We start from the raw sequence: 18,430 nt of genomic DNA on the forward strand, positions 1-18,430 counted from the left end.
ACTGAACACTATGTTATTAAAAGAGAATATACCCGTAAAATACATTTTCGGAAAAATTATAAAAGAGATAGTTTTCGTTACCCTATACGCTGGACTGATAGCGATTTTATATAATACCTTTCATTTTACCAGAATATCCATACCCATTGCCGTACCGACGATCTTAGGTACAGTTATTTCACTTTTGTTAGCCTTTAAATCTAACCAGGCTTATGACAGATGGTGGGAGGCGCGTACGCTCTGGGGGGCAATTGTCAACGATACACGTACGTTGACCAGACAGCTGATGACTTTTGTCAGCAGTCCTGATACGGAAGATGAAAAAGCATTCTGCATACGCCTGGCTAAAAGACAAATCGCCTGGTGTATCAGCTTAAGCAAACATCTGCGTGACCAAAACCCATTAGCCGGCATTGACCGGTTAATCAGCGCAGAGGACATGGAACACATTAAAAATTATTCTAATGTCCCGCTTGCACTACAGGAACTTCAGGCTATAGATATCCGGAATGCCCATAAACTTGGATGGCTTAATGATTTCCAGCAAATCCAGCTTGACAATACGCTTACTGCCTTTTCAAATGAAATGGGTGGTTGCGAAAGGATCAAGAATACTGTATTCCCGGCAACCTACAGTCACTATATTCATTTCTCACTGGTATTGTTTATCATGTTGCTTCCATTCGGCCTGATTGAATTTTTCGGAGTTATAGAAATCCCACTGGTGATTGCTATTGCCAGTTCATTCTTCCTGATTGAAAAAATGGCTATTCATCTGCAGGATCCGTTTGAGAATAAACCGACAGATACGCCTACTACTGCGATTTGCAGGACAATTGAGCGCGACATTAAGCAAATGCTGAAAGAAAATTACAAGCAGGATGAGAAAATAAGCGGTCCGGCTAGTCAGAAATCTAAAATATTCTACGTGCTATAACAGCTTCCAAAGCTCATTTATAGTTGACCACAAAAACAGTCTTTAATGCCCTGGTAGGTTTCTAACTTGTTGGGGCATTTAAAGGTGTAAGATTGAAAAATGAAGCTTGAACACGTTTCAAAGTTCCCACCAAATGCAAAAAGTGGTATCTGAAGGGCTTAAAAAGCTGAACACCAATGCCCTTATTGAAATTAGTCCAAGTTTGTAAAAATCGACCTCGAAGATTCAATCAATTTTTATATATTTGACCGAATGTTTCCGTAGTTCAATGGATAGAATTTTGGTTTCCGGTACCAAAGATGGGGGTTCGAATCCCTTCGGGAACACAGGTAGTGAACAATGCGGTCTGATTTGAAATACAATCAGGCCGTTTTTTTGTTAAAAAGATTATTTGCTAATATTTTCAGTAAAATTTGTCCGCCATAGTTCGTCATTTATTGACACCATATGTACAACGACATTTAGAATTGCTCTACCTTTTGAAAATCTCATTAAAAATTGTATTGTTCAAAGGCATATTACATGTCGATGGAACACATCCAATTCAACTGCAATATACAGTTAAAGGCAAAGTGAGACGCCGAGGAATCTGAATGTCTAGCTAAAGACTGGGATCCAAAAACCTCTAGGGTAAAAAGAAAAGTTACCAACTCTGCTTACATCAATAATATGCTTTCTGAAAGATACGCAGAAGCGGAACGAAAATTAATTAAAGTGATGAACGGCAAGCAATCTTCATCTGGTTTTTCGACCTGAAGCCAGATCTTACGCTTGATTATCATATATAAGGAATTAGAAAGATTTAAGAACGAGGTTAAAACAGGAGCCAACGCGCGAGTGATGGGATACAAAATTCAGATGTCGAACCTAGAATTACGACATCCCATTAAAAACGTATACCCAGTACAGTTTTTTTGTACTGGGTATTTATTTTATATTCGAATCACATGATGAAATTTAATACTCAAAGGCTAATAATATTATCAATTTTATTTCTATTCTTCACAGCGTGTAAGAAAGAAAAACCGCATCCGAATCATGAATTATTTAAAAAAGCTGCAGGTACTTATAGTATTATTTCAGCGGAAGTTGAAGGTAACTCTGAAATTGACTTGTTTAAAATCAATAACCTCGTTAAAGAAAGCCATATAGACATAATTGTCAATTCCAGCCGTATCTTCAACATATCTTGGCCAGAACAAGAGGTGGATACTAACAATTTGACAAACAATCCGCATGTTGTGAACTTAGTCAAACCTACATTTTATCTTTTTGATGAGTTGAATACTAAAGATGAATTCATATTAAAAAGTAGCGCTAATAATGACAAATATGTCATCCAGCCAAAAGATGTTTTCTTGGTTAATGATGACCAAATTAAGTGTACGCTTGAGAAAAAAATGCTCATAAATGGTGTTTTTAAGTATTTCACCATTCATGCAACTTATAAAAAATCAAATAACCCTCCGTATGATTTTTTTCCTTAATTAGATCGTTTTCAGATTTAAATTGAGAAAACTTTAGAGTTGTATTTCAAAATGTACTGTCTATTCTTTCGCATTAGTACAAAGTAAACCTTGATCGGGTCAACAGTGGTGCGAGTGATAGATACCGTACTAAAGAAACCAATCCAAAAACCAATCTGTTGGCTGTTCTACACTCTTTGAATTCTTAATAGAGCCAATTATGTACGCATAATCAGAAGCTACCTTGATAAGAACTTCTAGGTCATCTTTGGTTTTTTTGTAAGATATTTTGTGTGCATTTAAGTTCGTTAGCTTAATTATATAATGAAAGTCCTTCAAAAAACACAGGTACTTGTAGTCTATGAAGAATTTTGCAAAAAATATATGTAATATAATCCTTTGTCGTCTTCAATGGTGAGATATTTACACTTGGTCATAATTCACATGAGATAATGAAACTAACCTAGATTCAATTCTTTGTAGAGCATTTCGATTAAATCGGACGTTTTGTTCGCCATTTCAAAGTAGTTTTCCTTAAGATTACCATATTCTTTACCGGCTGCTAATCCTAATTCAATATTACACAGCATGGACATATTGTTCATTAATTCTCCCACAGATTGCCTTGATGTTGGTTTAAAGAAAATTCCATTATGCGCAATAGATAATGCAATATCTGTTCTATGTGTCAATGTTCCTTTACCTTCTTCAAGATAAGGAGAAAACTCATTGCCTTCATCGGATGCGACTTTACCTAAGCAATAATTACGGAATGCGGTTAATTCTAAAGACAGCTCTTTGAATGCAGGTATTTTGCTTTGATAAAGGAGATCGTAGCGCTTTCCACGAATGGTAAAAATATAAGTAATTAAACCTCCAAGGGCCGCAGATACAAATGGCGAAATAATCGCTAGCAGTTTAAAAATATCCATAGAATTTTGAAGTTCACCATAATGCATGAACCATAGCTAAGGTACAATTTTATTAAAATTCTTGATATTAGATAATGCTGATTTAATAGTAAGACTAAAATGATTGGGACTTCTTATTTTACTATACCTTATTCAGTTGGAATGGATAATTTTAATTATTGGTACCGTCTTTTTTAAAGTCAACCGTAAGTTGCGGAGGGTATTTTTGATTGAATAGATCCATTCCGGGAATGTCGTCATATCTCTCATTCAACTTTTGCCTTAGACCAAAAAGTCTCCTCTCAGCAGTATCCACAAGCTGGCTGAATGTAGTGATACGTACCTTGCCCAGTTCTATCTTATTTTCATTCTGTACAGTCGAGATCGGTGTAATCTTTTCTGAGAACTGATCTCCGACAACGAAAGCCTCAACATATGGAGATCCAATCAGTGAGCCGCAATTCACAAAATCTTCAACATATCCATGTGCCTGGTTTCTTTCAGCACGTGTTAATTTGAAAGCACCCCGCTTAAGCTCAATAATCAGCACCTTATTAACTGTTGAAAGATTAGAGTCACTGTCGAAAAATTCGGTACCTGTAATTGAGGCAGTAGAATCATTTAGCAGTACAATATCAGGCCTTTGTTTATGATTGTTGAATGCCTCCTTGCTGATCCTTTTTTTGAATACTGTTTGCACCGCTGAGTGTAGCTGTCTGTTAGAAGCATATTCAGCTGACTCGAACTCTGGACCAAAAAGCCATCTCGCCTCTGTGACCAAAGGATGAAGTACGTGCAGTTCGTCAACATTCTCATCCTTTGACAGTTTGCGAATAGCTTCAATAACCGAAAGACGATTATGAATCTCGTCCAGAACTATAAGCGCATCCTTGATCGACCACTTATCCAACAAAGTTTTCAGTCCATCAATATCCGCATCCGACAGCTTTGCAAGCTTTGCCATAAGCTCTTTTCCACTCCTTGTTTTTTCGAGATTGATTACAGCTTCAACTGCAATAGCTAAAGATTCTGGTCGTGCCGTTGGATGAGCTAATGCAATGGCCTCAATTACTTCATCTACCTCAAATTTCCCCAAGGGAGATAAGCTAGCGATTTCTCTTTTAAAGTCATTAGTGACCTGTAACTTAGTTTCCTCAACATTCTCTTTGGCAATCTCCCCCAACATTTTAAAAATATAATCTGAGACAACTTTGTATACTTTATCCATCGGCGCTACCTTTTTGAAGCCCGTCCAATCTTCATAGACATACTCTGCAAGGTCGTTTGTTTTAATCACGACAGTATAACGTTTTGCAAAAGTTGTCCGACCATCAAGCACCGCTTCAAATCCCAATATCCAAGAGGGCTCGCCAACAAGCCTATTGCTTTGCCAGAAAGCGATGCCTTGGTAAGCAGTTGATTTTGAGCTTTTCAATGAGTCAATAAAATGTGCAGTAAGCACAATTTCACCCACTTTCAACTCTGTTGTGTCAATTAAACCCGAATGTTCTTCCAGATTAACGGTCTGCTTGTTGATAGACACTACAAAATTAGGATCATGTAGGAATCGGGCTGAAATGATTCTCAAAATTTTCTCTGCCTTTGGTAGGTTTTTTGTTACCACAACTTCAAGCCTAGTACCAGCGATATTCGAATTGCCATATTTAGCATCCTTTATTACAAATGGCTGCTCCTCATTTAATGTTGTAACGACAAATTTTGATGATTTGCCTTCATGGCTTGTCAGTACTGTATATTCACTACCAAAGCAGAGGAGCCCATGTCTACCTACTCCATTGCGACCGTATGCAATTCTTTTCCCCGATATTCCTGGAGGAAAAATTACATTTTTACCTTGGTGTCTTAAACGGTTATACCCAAGCTTCATCCAGCGTTGCTCAAATTGTTCCTTTGATAGACCAGTACCGTTATCTACTACAACAAGTTTTTGATGGTATTCTTCTGGAATAAAGATATCAACCTTGGTAGCTCCAGCGTCCCAAGCATTGGCAACTAGTTCTGTTAATGCAATATCAGGAGTATGGACGAGCGCACCTAGGGTCCTAACTAAATACCCCTCCTCGAATAGGGATCCTGTAACATAACTAGCTTTTTTTGCCATCTTAATCGGTTAAATACAACTCAAATATATAATACTTTATAGCGTAATTTAACTAGTTCTATTAGTTTTTTATCAATAACTCAGGTTACTTTCACTATCATCATGATTGTTCCTCACCATTGTGTGATCTTAAGAGCTTGCCTGATGTGTAGTTTAGTCCTAACAGAAAGACTAACTATACATTTTAGACCACAAAAAAGGACTACGTGCTAAATAACTATTGTTATTATTAGTATCTTTATTCATGCCAGCTGCTGTTCAAAATAAACATACACTTGTATCATTGCTTAAAGCAAACAGCCAAAAGTTGAGATCTTACGGTGTTTCGAAGGTGAGCATCTTTGGTTCCTTTATAACAGGGAAATTAAATGCCGAAAGTGACGTAGATCTTCTGGTTGACTTCAATCCTGATCAAAAGAGTTATGATAACTTCATGGATCTATCCTTTTTCTTAGAAGATTTATTGGGTAGAAAAGTTGAAGTGGTCACCCCCCAGTCGCTAAGTAAATATATCGGATCTCATATTCTTGAACAAGCGGAAAATGTTGCTATCTAATATTGAACTGCTAAGACACATTCTTGACGAGGTTTCCTTTATTCTTAGTGTAGTCAATGGAAAAAGTAAAGACTTTGTGATTAATGATCCTGTTTTGTCCAGAGCTATTATAAGAAGTCTGGAAATTATTGGTGAAGCGAGTTCGAAAGTTCATCCTGACTTCAAATCTGTGTACTCAAAAATTGAATGGAGAAAAATGTCCGATACACGGAACCGTCTAATTCATAATTATTTTGGAGTAGATTATGACATTGTATGGGACATCATCACATCTAAACTACCTGATTTAGAAGAAGAGATCCAAATCATCATATCGGAAAATGAATAAATTCAATTATATCTCGCCATTATTATTGTTTATTCTTATAGACTAAATGGCATGGTTAGTGACCACCAAGAGATATCAATTAATTTTAATGGAAAACACAACTCAATTAGGCGCTTTTAGCAGCAGACACAGCCCCGCGAAAGGCTTTCTTTACTTCTCTTATTTTATATTCATTTTATTTTCAGGTATTTCCGGTCTGATTTATTTCAAAGGCATCCTCGCAGTAAAAGAAGGACGCATGAACTTTTCCGGAGACATTAATATGCTATATTGGGTTATCGCATTTATTATGGTCCTTGGGCTTATCATTTTATTTTCAGTTTATAAAATGACTCAGGGGAAAACTCATCATTTATATGAGAACGGAATTATCACCGAAGATGACGGACAAAGTAAAACCCTCTTTTTCCGGGATATGGAAGATATTTATCTATTTAGCTCAGGTAAAAGTTTTACGACAAATAACCTTGCGTTCCGCAACCGGTCAGGAGGAGATTGGGAAATATTGACTGTACGCTACAGCAAGGTCTTTAAGGCCATCAATTATATCACTGACCGGCATGCCCATTTGTATGTTGACAAAATTTTAGCGGAGCTTGGAAATAACAAAAGCGTAACTTTTAATTATATCAACTACGGAACCTCTCTGCGAAAAAGGATATTTGCTACTGGCACCAACTCCTTTCTCAAGGTAGAACCTAAGGACATTGTTGTCTATAAAGATCGTTTGATTATCGACTCTAAAACTATCATGATCTCCAATTTGGAACGCTTCTCGGTAAACAACTGGATTAACCAAATCAATCTCTATAATAAACAAAATGAGGTCGTATTCAGTACTGCAACCAATGGAATCTTCAGCGGAAAAAGCTTTATTACATTGATGGACAAACTCATTAACCAGACCAGATCATAAAGCACTGTTAGTCGGGTCTTGTGTCAGTGTTGTTCATTCCTGAAATAAGTAGCCCGGCAATTATACCGGTTAGCTCGCTATACGCTGAAAGGCTATTGAGCCGGTATTGATACGGTGTTCAGTCGGTAATAGGGTATATCAACAGCGACTGAACACCGTATCAATACCCTATCAACACCGTTTTAACCTTTAACAATATCCGGGTTATCATAATGATAATGGCTCTTCGACCTTCAAGGCTAACGGTTGTTTAAAACCTTCCTCCGGAAATCTCGCTTCCGAAGAAGATTGAGTTCAGGAATAACCTGTCTGTACCATGCCAGTAATGTCTGTAATTTGGATCTTCGGCAAATAGAACGACGGTACCTGCCCCTGCAGAGGCAACCAAAATAGCCGCACTATTACTGATCTTAGCTCTATTATCTTTAGACACATAACCGCTCACATAAGCTTCAGGTAGATATTGCGCTACCGTAGCATACCTGTCTTTTGATGGCTGCAGAATAGTCGTACCTGTTTTAGTAAAAAAAACTTTCCTGTCTGTCAGACCGAATGCAATCGGATTACTCAGATCTACATCTGCCAGAAAGATTCCGCCGTTAATTCTTTTAGCTGTTTCTGTCTCTGATTTTGTCACGTAATCTAATCTTTGTGCTGTTCCTTTTTTGGCAGTAGCAGAATCGGTATATAATTTTTCCTGCACAAATTTTTCTTTGATTACCCATTCAGAAGCATTTCTAAAAGTTATTAATGTGCCACCTGCATTTACCCAGTTTCTGATTTTTTCAACGCTGCGTTTATCCAGCGCATCGTAATTTCCAGATACCAGGACCAAAGAACTGTAGCGTGACAGATCAGTTCTACCTAAATTACCGGCTTCCAGTTTAGTTACCGGCAAGTTCAATTGCTGGTTTAATAAGAACCAAACCTCTCCCACCTCACCTGCTGTGATACCCGTTCCGGTGAGTAAAGCCACTTCTGGTTTTTTAACCGTGCGGATGTTATTGCTACCCAAGTCAATGCCCTCCAGACTAAATCCTGTTCCTGTGCTCTGAAATTGTAGCCCAGCAACAACTCCAGCCTGCTGTACGGCCTTATATAAACTGTCTGCTGACACTTCCTGGTTAGCTACCGGTATAACCAATGAACCATAGCTGAAAGTTTGCTTACCAGCTGCGGTATTAACCGTAAATGGCTTATAAGTAGCTTTAACACGAATACCTCTTTTCTGTAAATCATATAAAGCACGAGATGCATTATAGTCAGACCAGTCCAGCAAATAAGCATAAGTGCTTTTTGTCAATGCAGATGCTGTCTTTAACTGTGGAGCCTTGTCAACAGTACTTCCCAAAGCAGGTAACACCTTTAATTTGGCGTATTTCAATCCGTACGCATGAATTACAGACCACGATGTATTATCATAGAAAGCACTGTCTTTCAATTTCGCAGTTTCCTCAAATATAGAGTGAACAATCCGGAAATTAGGTTGTACAGATGGCACAATAAAAGCTTTGCCTTTCTCAAATTTCTTACCATCCACAGTCAGGTCCTGATCAAGTGGATAAACCTTTAAACGGTGCGTTAAAGTCAGATCCAGTAATTTCTGAGTTAAAGAAAGGTCTTTACTATCTCCGAAAATAAATCCTTTAGCCGGGTTAGCCCTTCCCTGATCCAATGCTGTTTGGAAGAATTCTTTCTGTAATTTAAATAAGTTCAGTTTTTCTGCAACAGCACCTTTAACTGTCGACAGTCCGCTTGTCAGCTGGTTCCTGATCGTAAATGGAAAAGTAACCAGGCCATTATCACTTTCCTGTACTATTCCGCGTGAGCTTCCTTGTTCAAAAGTTACACCGACTGCACCAAAGAAATCTGGGTAAGTAGAGCCATAAATTGGTGATACGTTATCAAAAGCCTCCTTGGTAAAATAAAGCGATCCGATTTTATCCAGTGCTTCCACATGATATTTAGCAAGCGTCGCGTTAAAATCATAGGATGCTTTAGGTAAAATCGGACTTTCATGTCCCGCTGGTGAAGGCTCAAAATAATAAGTACTGCCCGTGCCCATCTCATGAAAATCGATATGAACATTTGGATACCATTGGTGAAAAAAAGCCAGTCGGTTCTGACTTTCCACTTGTGCAGCACTTAACCAATCCCGGTTCAAATCTGTAAAGAAGTGATTAGTTCTGCCCGCCGGCCATCCTTCCTGGTGTTCTTTGTCTGCCGGATCAGAAACCGGAGGAAATGATTTATAGGCATTATGCCAGTTTGCAGCCCTGTCTCTTCCGTCAGGATTCAGCGAGGGATCAATTAGCACTACAGCTTCCTGCAACCATTTCGTAGTTTCAGGATTTTGGTTCGCCGCCAGGTAATAAGCAGTTAATAAAGCTGCTTCTCCGCTGGAGGTTTCGTTTCCGTGAACACTATACCCTAATAATACCACAACAGGCGAGCTCGCGCCCAGAATAGTCTTCGCCGGGTCTGCCAGTGTAACGTGTTCTTTGCGAATATCCTCGATTTTACTATAATTAGCAGCCGCAGTAATTGTAGCGATCAGCTGTGGTCTTTCTTCATAGGTCTTTCCGATAAACTGCAGGTGTACACGGTCAGATGTCTTTTCCAGTTCTTTAAAATAGGCGACAACCTGGTCATGGCGTGTATAGTGACTTCCTACCGGATAGCCCAGAAATTGTTCCGGCGTAGGTACTTTAGGGTCAAACTGACCGGCCCCCGGGAAAAAGTATTGCTGCTGAGCCCGGGCCAGCCCGGCCAGAAGAACCAGAGACAGACTTAGTAAAAGTGATTTGTGTAGTTTCATATAATGGTTTGCGTTGATTTTAGAAATTAATAGCCTGGGTTTTGTACAACATCCGGATCAGAAAGAATATCTGAATAAGGGATAGGAAACAGCCAGAAATTCGGATTAGTCACTCCAAGTACCTCGCCTGTTTTTTTGGTTCTGGTCAGATCGAACCAGCGATGAGCTTCGAAAGCAAACTCTAAACTATTCTCATCTGCTATCGCCTGAAGTACTTGTTCTTTATTGCCACCTGTAAGCGGTGCAACTCCAGCTCTTGTTCTGATTACATTTAGATCTGCTCTCGCGCCATCCAGATTTCCTGAATTTGCCCTTGACTCTGCACGGATCAGATATAATTCTGCAATCCGGATCAGGTAAGCAGGGTCTACGCTCACACCAGCGGTATTATACAATACCCCGTAAACTGTAGTTCCAGAACCAGCAACTAAGCTTTTTCTGCTTCCGCCGATTGCCGGATTATTAATTTTGGCAACAAAGCCATCTGAAGGTTTAAGCGTAAACTGTCCGCCGGAAGAACTTGGGTACCACAGATTCCAGAAACTGTTTCTGTCATTTGCAGAAAAACTTAGTTCCAGAACTGATTCGGAGCTTAAAAAAGGACTGGTGAAAAACGTTTTATAATTGTCTACCAGTTTAAATTTAGGCTGATTGATAACCTGGGTTGCATAAGCTTCCGCTTCTGTCCAATTTTCCCTGTACAGATTCAGACGGGCTCGTAAAGCTCTTGCTGTACTTTTTTGAGCCCGGTTACGCGTATTAGCATCGTCAGCAGGTAATAATTCTTCTGCCTTAACCAGATCTGCCAGTACCTGATCGTAAGTCTGGGCTAGCGTACTTCTTTTTACACCTTTCAGCGCATTCAGATCTACAGTTGGATTTAACTGAATTTGGACACCTCCCCATCCTCTGCCCAGATCAAAATATCCAATTGCACGCAGAAAATAAGCTTCTCCAAGTATTTTATTCTTCTCTTCAGGGGTTAATAGCGGATCATTTACTCCGGGAATTCCAGCAATCACACCATTCGCAGAATTTATCATGCGATATATCTTTCTATAAGCAGAAACAGTGATTACATTATCTGTAGGAATCGCGTTCTGATCCAGCTGAAGGTATTCACTCAGCGTGCCATTAAAAATCACATTATCTGCTGTTATTGTACCTAAAGTTGGGTAATCTGCACTGTAGTAATTTTGCAAACCATCATATGTCCCGATAATTGCCGCCCTGGCTGTACCGGCATCAATAATGGCCGATGCTGTTGGCAAGGCATTATTAGGTACCACATCTAAATATTTTTTGCAGGAGCCAAGCAGTAAAGTTAAACTAAACAGGTAGGCTGCGGTAAGAGTTATTTTTTGAGTTCTCATGAGAATATCTTTTAATTATAAGCTGACATTAACGCCTACTTGTATAGTTCGTGATTGCGGTACCGTGGCCCAGTCATACCCGGCAGTATTCTGATTACTACTTTGTGAACTTACTTCTGGATCAAGTCCTTTGTATTTGGTGAAGGTTAAAAGGTTAGAACCTGAAACATAAATCCGTGCTCTGCTGATACCCCATCTCGCACTGGTTACAGTAGGTATAGTATAACCCAATGACACATTTTTTAAACGTATAAATGACCCATCTTCCAGATAACGGCTACTCAGACTGGCTACATTTCCTCCGTAGTTATTTGCAGATCCGCCATTTACAGTGGGGTCTCCGCTGAAAGTGGTCATTCTCGGAATATCTGTTTGTTGTCCTTCATAATGCCATCTCTCCAGTTGTCTTGGCAGGAAACCAATATTACTTTGTGTTCCACCATGAACCAGAAAGAAATCGTTCATGTTCATGATTTTATTTCCCTGCTGAAAGATAAAGAAGACATTCAGATCGAAATTTTTAACCTTAACCGTATTGTTTAATCCTCCTGTATATTTAGGTAAAGCATTACCTACAATCTGTCTGTCAGCGGAAGTGATCAGACCGTCTCCATTTACGTCGTCATAAACAGCATTACCTGTTTTTGGATCTACATATAATTGTTTATACAACTGGAAAGAGTTTACTGCGTAACCTTCTCTCAGGATTGAAATATTTCTTCCTGAGGCGCCTAAAGTAATATCAGAGGCTAATTTTTCGATCTTATTGTTGTTCTTTGACACATTGAATTCTGTAGTCCAGCTGAAATTTTTAGTTTCCACATTTACTGAACTGATGCTTAATTCCAGACCTTTATTTCTAACTGCACCGTAGTTCTGCAGATAAGAGCTAAAACCCGAACGATAAGGCACAGGCACGTTCAGCAACAGATCATAGGTGTATTTATTATAATAATCAAAGGAAACGTTCAGCCTTTTCTTCAAGATGGAGAACTCAGTGCCCAAGTCTATCTGACGGGTAGTCTCCCAGGTTAAGTCCGGGTTAGCCAATTGTGATGGTGCTGTACCAGCTGTCTCCAGGTAATTATACCCTGCCGACCATAAACCGAGTGCTGCATAGTCATCTATACCATTCTGATTACCGGAAAGGCCTATACTACCTCGGAATTTCAGTTCATCAAATATGTTCAGATCTTTGATAAAAGTCTCTTGTCCAGCTCTCCAGGTAAGTCCTCCTGATGGGAAATAACCCCATTGTTTATTGATCCCGAATTTCGAAGAGGCGTCAGCACGAATACTTCCATCAATAGTGTACTTGTTGTCATAGGTATAACTTGCTTTACCAAAAAAAGAAACCATTTTATTCTGCGAGCGGGCTGAAGATCCGGAGCGGATAGCTGCATTATCTATCGACCTCAAAGAATTGGTTGCAAATCCGGTTCCGGAAGCGCTGGTAGTCTCATATAATTTGGAATAAATGGTATTCCCAACCAATGCATTGATATTATGCTTTTTGTTCTCACCGAAGGATTTGATATAGGTTAATACCTGCTCATTTGTTAAGACCAGATTTTTTGTTTCATAGGATGCTGCAGAACCATTAGAGGCAATACCAGCACTAATCAATGTATTACTGTAGCTATTCTCATATACGCTGTTATTATCGATACTCCAGCTGGTTCTCAGCTTTAATTCCGGCAGGATTGTATACTCTCCGAATACATTACCAATCGTACGCCACCCAACCGCATGGTTATCCAGGTTTTCTATCAGTGCCAGGTGGTTATCAAAACTTCCATAACGGGCATACGTTCCATCTGGCTTGTAGATAGGCAAATATGACCTCGGGAAAATGGCTGAGTTAATTACACCAGTCGGATTATTATCACTTCCACTCAATGCTCGTTCAGTCCTGGTAAAATTAAAGCTGGTTCCAATTTTTAATCTATCGGTTAACCGGTTGTCATAATTGAAACGCCCGGTAAATCTTTCAAAATCCGAAGGCTTCACTACACTCTCTTGTTTTAGATAGCCTACACCAGTATAGTAGGTACTTGTTGCAGAACCTCCTTGTGCAGATACTTCGTAATTTGAAGTTTTTGCAGTTCTGAACAGTCCGCTTACACGGTCGTATGTGGGCTGGGAAGTCGGATCTGCGAACGGAAGTACAATAGTGGAAGGATCTTTCTTCTGATCCAGTCCTGTATTCAGCACCGCCTCATTAGCGAGCATCGCTGTCTCAGCGCCACTAACGCTCTTGAATTTATTTACAGCTTCAGACCAGCCCTGATAAGTACTCAGGTTGATTTTCGCTTTAGTGTTTAAACTACCGCGCTTAGTCGTGACCAGCACAACTCCATTAGCGCCCATAGATCCGTAGATGGCTGTTGCACTGGCATCTTTAAGGATAACCAATGATTCGATATCTTCAGGGTTAATATCTGCAAGTGGGTTTGATGCAGTCTGGTTACCCAGACCGGCCCTGATGGAATTGCTACTATTTACAAATACACCATCGATAACATATAATGGTTCTACAGATGCATTTATCGAGTTATTTCCACGAATCCGGAAAGTGATACCTCCACCAGGAACACCGGAGTTGGAAGATACCTGTACGCCGGCAGCTTTACCCTGAATAAGTTGATTGAATCCAGATCCGCCGGTTGCAGTCAGGTCCTCTCCTTTTAATGTGGTAATAGAACCAGCGATAAACTTACGTTCCTGGGTACTGTAGCCTGTTACAACTACTTCGCTAAGTTGCTGAAGATCGGGCTCCAGTGCAATCACTTTACCGATATCCCTAAGCTGAACGGTTTTACCTAAGTATCCGATATAGCTGAATAAAAGACTTTTTTCTGCTTCAGCAACACGAATACTGAATGTCCCGTCAGTATTGGTTAATGTTCCGGACTTCTGCCCTGAAACCCTGATACTCACTCCTGGTAAAGGCTGCTGATCAGTCTGATCAACCACTTTACCAGTAATGGTCCTGTCCTGCGCCTGGACTTCCAGAGCGAATAGGACCCAAATTATAAATAGTAATTTTGTTTTCATTTAAGCTGATTTATAAGAAACAGGTATGAATTCAAACAGGTAGATGGATGGCATAGCAAAGCCACGCTACAGTTCCAACCCGGAATTTTCACACGAAATAATAGATATAGCTATCCCTGGCCCCCTATTTGGGCGCATCATTTTATAGCTGAAATTAGAAATGAAAAGCCGTAATACGGCTTGTATGAGGCAGGATTATGCCATCATACAACATCGCATGGGAGTCATGCAATCAAGAGAAACTGGAGAAAGTGTAATAAGATTAATCGACGTCTGCACAGCAGGGAGAGACCTGGAATTAATTTGGTTCTGAGTCATGTTTATTGAGGTTAATATAAAGGGTGTTTTTTGTGTCTGGATTATTTATCGAAAAGTTCTTTTAGTTTTTGCTGTAATTCTTCTCCGCGAAGGTTTCTGCCAACAATGACACCCTGAGGATCTAACAAGACATTGGAAGGAATGGCTCTTACACCATATAATTTCGCTGGCGCACTATCCCAGAAAGCAAGGTCTGAGACCTGCGTCCATGCTAAATGGTCATCTTTGATAGCCTTTTCCCAGGCTTCTTTGGTTTTGTCCAATGAAACACCTAAAATCTCAAAACCTTTATCATTATACTGTTTATAGGCAGCTACCAGATTTGGATTCTCTTTTCTACATGGAGGACACCAGGCAGCCCAAAAATCTACCAGCACATATTTACCCTGAAAATCGCGCAGATTTACTGTTTTTCCTTCTGGAGTAACCGAATGAAAATCCGGTGCTTTTTTTCCTACACTCACATTTCCCAATACGGTTACCAGCTCATTCAGAACATTTACATAGGGTGTGTTTTTCAGGGAAGGGTCAAGCAGTGCAATATTTGTCTTAATTTCTTCAGGGCTTAATCTATAAGAGAAGTCCCGGTATAAGATATAAGCTGAAACAATCGAAGCGGGATTAGCTTTGATAAACGCTGACACGTCGACATTTCTTTCTTTTTTATAAGCAGCGAACAGGTCTTGTGCGGGTGACCCGGTTACTTTGGATCCTCTGTAATAAGCAGCTGTGTCCAGCTCCACATTTACCGCTCCGCTTTCCAGAAATAAATAAAAAGGACTTTGATCTTTATAAAGCGTTACGCCGTAGAGTTCCGGCAGCTCCAATTGTGTTTTAAACTGGAACTTCCCCTCATTCAGACTCGCCGAATCGATAGTGATAAAAGATTTGTTGTAAAATTTCTGCAGATAGATTTTACCGGATTTCAAACCGGGTACAGTACCTGTAAGCGTTAGTGGTTTTTTATCCGCTGCCTGTAAAGACAAGGTGCTTAGTAGTAAGCCTGCAGTTAAGATTTGTAGCGTTCTTTTCATTTTATCTTCTTTTAAGGTTAACTATACTGTTAAACTCCAGAAAAATAATAATGCTTCATTACCTTCAAACGGGGTAAACTACATTACTTATATTTCTCCTCTCGGAGCTGGAATTAGCACCTTTCATTCCTGCAGCAGGAGCGGAGGTTGCCAAGACGTTACAGGGCCATTCCCTCAGTCTTTCTTTATAAGTATAGCCGGTATTTTTAATTACCGGGTCAAAGATATAAAAATATACTACCAAATCAATAGATATTATTTTAAAATATTGAAAACACTCCAAAAACGCATTTTTTGACCAAAAAAAATCATAAACTGAGATAAAGTAATGCTGCTAATCCTGCCCCGATCATTGGCCCTGCTACCGGAACCCATGCATATGACCAGTCACTTCCGCCTTTATTCTTAATAGGTAATAAAGCATGTATAATTCTTGGCCCAAGATCCCTTACCGGATTGATCGCATAACCAGTAGTTCCACCTAAAGATAATCCAATTGCCCATACCACAAATGCAACTGGAATTGCACCAACAGTACCCAAGCCAATCGCTGTTTTAGTCTCTGTAATCTGCGCCCCGGTGATGTAAAAAACGGTGAAGATCAGAACAAACGCCCCGATAATTTCACTTAATGTATTAGAAAAGTAGTTTCTTATCGCCGGCCCTGTACAGAACACAGCCAGGATTAAAGGTGCCGAATTGGTTCTTTTAAAATGATCTGCGTAGACCACCCACACCAATAATGCACCCGCCATTGCACCCAGCATCTGCGCCGTCATATAACTGAGCACATCAGCCCATGGGAATTTGCCGGCAACCGCGAGTCCGAACGTTACCGCAGGGCTCAGATGTGCTCCGCTATAGGGCCCGGCGATTGTAACCCCTGTGAAAACAGCCAGAGCCCAGGCTGTTGTAATTACAATCCAGCCACTATTCTGGCCTTTCGTATCATTTAAAAGGACATTGGCTACCACGCCATCACCCAGTAATATCAGGACCATTGTCCCTAAAAATTCAGCTGCAAAAGGTGTCATATCTGATTGTATAAATGGAAAATTATATTGCCCGGTTGAAAATTAAATTACACGTCTTCCGGTAATTCATCGTTCCAGCTTTGCGCTGCATGCACAGCTCTCTTCCATCCTTTAATTGCATTTTTAAGCTTATCCGATCCGCCCTGTGGCTCGAATACTTTTTCCGACTGCCATTGCTGACTAATCTCGTCAACGCTTTCCCAGTAGCCTACCGCCAGCCCTGCCAGGTAGGCTGCCCCTAATGCAGTCGTCTCCACTATAGAAGGCCGGATCACATTACAGCCTAGAAGATTTGCCTGGAATTGCATCAGCAAGTCATTAGCTGTTGCACCTCCGTCAACCCGCAATTCCTTTATCGGCATCCCCGAATCTGCTTCCATTGCTTTCAAGACATCCATGGTCTGAAAAGCAATGGATTCTATTGCAGCCCTTGCGATATGGCCTGAAGTAGCGCCCCTGCTTAACCCAACTATGGTTCCCCTGACGTCAGGTTTCCAATACGGCGCTCCCAGTCCCGCAAAGGCGGGTACAAAATACACGCCCCCGTTGTCCTTTACACTCAAAGCCAGTTTCTCTACATCTGCGGAATTCTGGATAATACCGAGCCCATCACGCAGCCATTGAACGACTGCGCCCCCTATAAAAATACTACCCTCAAACGCATACTGGATCTTTCCGTCAATCTTCCAGGCAACAGTGGTCAGCAAGTTATTTTTAGAAGCGATAAACTCCTCACCTATATTCATCAGCATAAAACATCCGGTTCCATAGGTGTTTTTAACCATGGCTTTATCCAGGCACATCTGTCCGAATAATGCGGCATGCTGGTCGCCGGCAATTCCGGCTATTGGGATTTTTGAAGCAAAGATGGTAGTCTTGGTCTCCCCATAAATTTCGCTGCTCTGTTTAACCTCAGGAAGCATAGATGCAGGGATATCAAACAAGTCCAATAGTTCCTGATCCCATTCCTGCGTGCGGATATTAAACAGCATCGTTCTGCTGGCATTGGTAATATCTGTAACATGGACTTCTCCACGTGTAAAATTCCAGACCAGCCAGGTATCTACTGTTCCAAAGACCAGTTCTCCAGCTTCTGCTTTTTCGCGCGCACCAGCGACATTCTCAAGTATCCAGTTAATTTTAGACGCAGAAAAATAGGCATCAATTACTAATCCGGTCTTGTCCCGGACCAGCTCTGTCTTTCCCTGACGCTGCAATGCCTCACAAAAGGGTGCGGTTCTGCGATCCTGCCAGACAATAGCATTATAAATAGGTATACCGGTATTTCTGTCCCATACAATCGTTGTTTCCCGCTGATTGGTAATTCCAATCGCCGCGATTTGCTTTCCATTAATCCCCATTTTTACTGTGGCCTCTGCAGCAACTCCTGCTTGCGTTGCCCAAATTTCCGTAGGGTCATGTTCTACCCAGCCTGATTGCGGGAATATCTGTGTGAATTCCTTCTGGACTACAGACCTTACTTTTCCAGTATGATCGAAAATAATAGCACGTGAACTTGTAGTGCCCTGGTCAAGAGCTAAGATGAATTTTTCCATAAGA

13 protein-coding genes, 1 tRNA gene and 1 riboswitch are annotated in these 18,430 nt (G+C 40.4%); of the genes, 6 read left to right on the plus strand and 8 right to left on the minus strand.

Going from position 1 to position 18,430, the window contains the following annotated elements; translation table 11 throughout:
* The first annotated feature begins 10 nt into the window (after positions 1-10).
* The 3 genes from BM192_RS09135 to BM192_RS09145 all read left to right on the plus strand — a co-directional run bounded on the left by BM192_RS09135 (position 11) and on the right by BM192_RS09145 (position 2,424).
* Entirely contained in the window at positions 11-937 is a 927-nt protein-coding gene (locus BM192_RS09135) for a bestrophin family protein (protein WP_037441711.1), read from the plus strand.
* A gap of 254 nt (positions 938-1,191) precedes the next feature.
* Positions 1,192-1,263: transfer RNA gene (locus BM192_RS09140), tRNA-Arg, on the plus strand.
* Positions 1,264-1,884: 621 nt separating this feature from the next.
* Positions 1,885-2,424 carry a hypothetical protein gene (locus BM192_RS09145; protein ID WP_139218420.1) on the plus strand — a complete coding sequence of 180 codons (540 nt, stop codon included), beginning with the start codon at positions 1,885-1,887 and terminating at the stop codon, positions 2,422-2,424.
* Positions 2,425-2,861: 437 nt separating this feature from the next.
* Here BM192_RS09145 and BM192_RS09150 read toward each other — a convergent pair whose 3' ends face one another.
* On the minus strand, positions 2,862-3,335 hold the full coding sequence (locus BM192_RS09150) for a hypothetical protein (protein ID WP_139218421.1): 474 nt from the start codon (positions 3,333-3,335) through the stop codon (positions 2,862-2,864).
* A 151-nt stretch (positions 3,336-3,486) separates the two neighbouring features.
* Positions 3,487-5,436 (minus strand): ATP-binding protein, encoded by a 1,950-nt coding sequence (locus tag BM192_RS09155; protein ID WP_037441701.1) that lies wholly within the window; start codon positions 5,434-5,436, stop codon positions 3,487-3,489.
* Between the two features lie 220 nt (positions 5,437-5,656).
* On the opposite strand from BM192_RS09155, the gene BM192_RS09160 reads away from it, so the two are divergent.
* The 3 genes from BM192_RS09160 (at position 5,657) to BM192_RS09170 (ending at position 7,236) form a co-directional block, all read left to right on the plus strand.
* Positions 5,657-5,992: a nucleotidyltransferase family protein gene (locus tag BM192_RS09160; protein WP_234797532.1), complete on the plus strand. Its 336-nt coding sequence runs from the start codon at positions 5,657-5,659 to the stop codon at positions 5,990-5,992.
* On the plus strand, positions 5,979-6,320 hold the full coding sequence (locus tag BM192_RS09165; protein WP_037441696.1) for a HepT-like ribonuclease domain-containing protein: 342 nt from the start codon (positions 5,979-5,981) through the stop codon (positions 6,318-6,320). Before BM192_RS09160 ends, BM192_RS09165 begins: the two co-directional genes overlap by 14 nt.
* Positions 6,321-6,408: 88 nt before the next feature.
* On the plus strand, positions 6,409-7,236 hold the full coding sequence (locus tag BM192_RS09170) for a hypothetical protein (RefSeq protein WP_074963958.1): 828 nt from the start codon (positions 6,409-6,411) through the stop codon (positions 7,234-7,236).
* A gap of 250 nt (positions 7,237-7,486) precedes the next feature.
* Here BM192_RS09170 and BM192_RS09175 read toward each other — a convergent pair whose 3' ends face one another.
* From BM192_RS09175 to glpK, 6 genes are all read right to left on the minus strand, one after another.
* Positions 7,487-10,054 (minus strand): M14 family zinc carboxypeptidase, encoded by a 2,568-nt coding sequence (locus BM192_RS09175; RefSeq protein ID WP_074963959.1) that lies wholly within the window; start codon positions 10,052-10,054, stop codon positions 7,487-7,489.
* A 26-nt stretch (positions 10,055-10,080) separates the two neighbouring features.
* On the minus strand, positions 10,081-11,427 hold the full coding sequence (locus BM192_RS09180) for a RagB/SusD family nutrient uptake outer membrane protein (protein ID WP_037441690.1): 1,347 nt from the start codon (positions 11,425-11,427) through the stop codon (positions 10,081-10,083).
* Between the two features lie 15 nt (positions 11,428-11,442).
* Complete coding sequence (locus BM192_RS09185; RefSeq protein WP_037441688.1) at positions 11,443-14,484, minus strand: SusC/RagA family TonB-linked outer membrane protein; 3,042 nt, start codon at positions 14,482-14,484, stop codon at positions 11,443-11,445.
* Between the two features lie 359 nt (positions 14,485-14,843).
* Positions 14,844-15,836, minus strand: a complete 993-nt coding sequence (locus BM192_RS09190; RefSeq protein ID WP_037441686.1) for a TlpA disulfide reductase family protein — start codon at positions 15,834-15,836, stop codon at positions 14,844-14,846.
* 84 nt (positions 15,837-15,920) lie between these two features.
* Positions 15,921-16,030: riboswitch (SAM riboswitch) on the minus strand.
* A 114-nt stretch (positions 16,031-16,144) separates the two neighbouring features.
* The gene (locus tag BM192_RS09195) at positions 16,145-16,870 is read right to left on the minus strand and encodes an MIP/aquaporin family protein (RefSeq protein ID WP_037441682.1); all 726 of its coding nucleotides are present in this window, start codon (positions 16,868-16,870) and stop codon (positions 16,145-16,147) included.
* Between the two features lie 47 nt (positions 16,871-16,917).
* Positions 16,918-18,426, minus strand: a complete 1,509-nt coding sequence (gene glpK, locus BM192_RS09200) for a glycerol kinase GlpK (protein ID WP_037441680.1) — start codon at positions 18,424-18,426, stop codon at positions 16,918-16,920.
* Positions 18,427-18,430 lie beyond the last annotated feature (4 nt).

The organism is Pedobacter antarcticus (genome assembly GCF_900112985.1).
In the GTDB taxonomy this organism is placed as follows: Bacteria; Bacteroidota; Bacteroidia; order Sphingobacteriales; family Sphingobacteriaceae; genus Pedobacter; species Pedobacter antarcticus.

What these genes read in the sequence shown, in the direction of transcription:
- BM192_RS09135 (WP_037441711.1), top strand. Translation starts at nt 11, where the DNA reads ATGTTATTAAAAGAGAATATACCCGTAAAATACATTTTCGGAAAAATT.
- BM192_RS09145 (WP_139218420.1), top strand. Translation starts at nt 1,885, where the DNA reads ATGATGAAATTTAATACTCAAAGGCTAATAATATTATCAATTTTATTT.
- BM192_RS09150 (WP_139218421.1), bottom strand. Translation starts at nt 3,335, where the DNA reads ATGGATATTTTTAAACTGCTAGCGATTATTTCGCCATTTGTATCTGCG.
- BM192_RS09155 (WP_037441701.1), bottom strand. Translation starts at nt 5,436, where the DNA reads ATGGCAAAAAAAGCTAGTTATGTTACAGGATCCCTATTCGAGGAGGGG.
- BM192_RS09165 (WP_037441696.1), top strand. Translation starts at nt 5,979, where the DNA reads ATGTTGCTATCTAATATTGAACTGCTAAGACACATTCTTGACGAGGTT.
- BM192_RS09170 (WP_074963958.1), top strand. Translation starts at nt 6,409, where the DNA reads ATGGAAAACACAACTCAATTAGGCGCTTTTAGCAGCAGACACAGCCCC.
- BM192_RS09175 (WP_074963959.1), bottom strand. Translation starts at nt 10,054, where the DNA reads ATGAAACTACACAAATCACTTTTACTAAGTCTGTCTCTGGTTCTTCTG.
- BM192_RS09180 (WP_037441690.1), bottom strand. Translation starts at nt 11,427, where the DNA reads ATGAGAACTCAAAAAATAACTCTTACCGCAGCCTACCTGTTTAGTTTA.
- BM192_RS09185 (WP_037441688.1), bottom strand. Translation starts at nt 14,484, where the DNA reads ATGAAAACAAAATTACTATTTATAATTTGGGTCCTATTCGCTCTGGAA.
- BM192_RS09190 (WP_037441686.1), bottom strand. Translation starts at nt 15,836, where the DNA reads ATGAAAAGAACGCTACAAATCTTAACTGCAGGCTTACTACTAAGCACC.
- BM192_RS09195 (WP_037441682.1), bottom strand. Translation starts at nt 16,870, where the DNA reads ATGACACCTTTTGCAGCTGAATTTTTAGGGACAATGGTCCTGATATTA.
- glpK (WP_037441680.1), bottom strand. Translation starts at nt 18,426, where the DNA reads ATGGAAAAATTCATCTTAGCTCTTGACCAGGGCACTACAAGTTCACGT.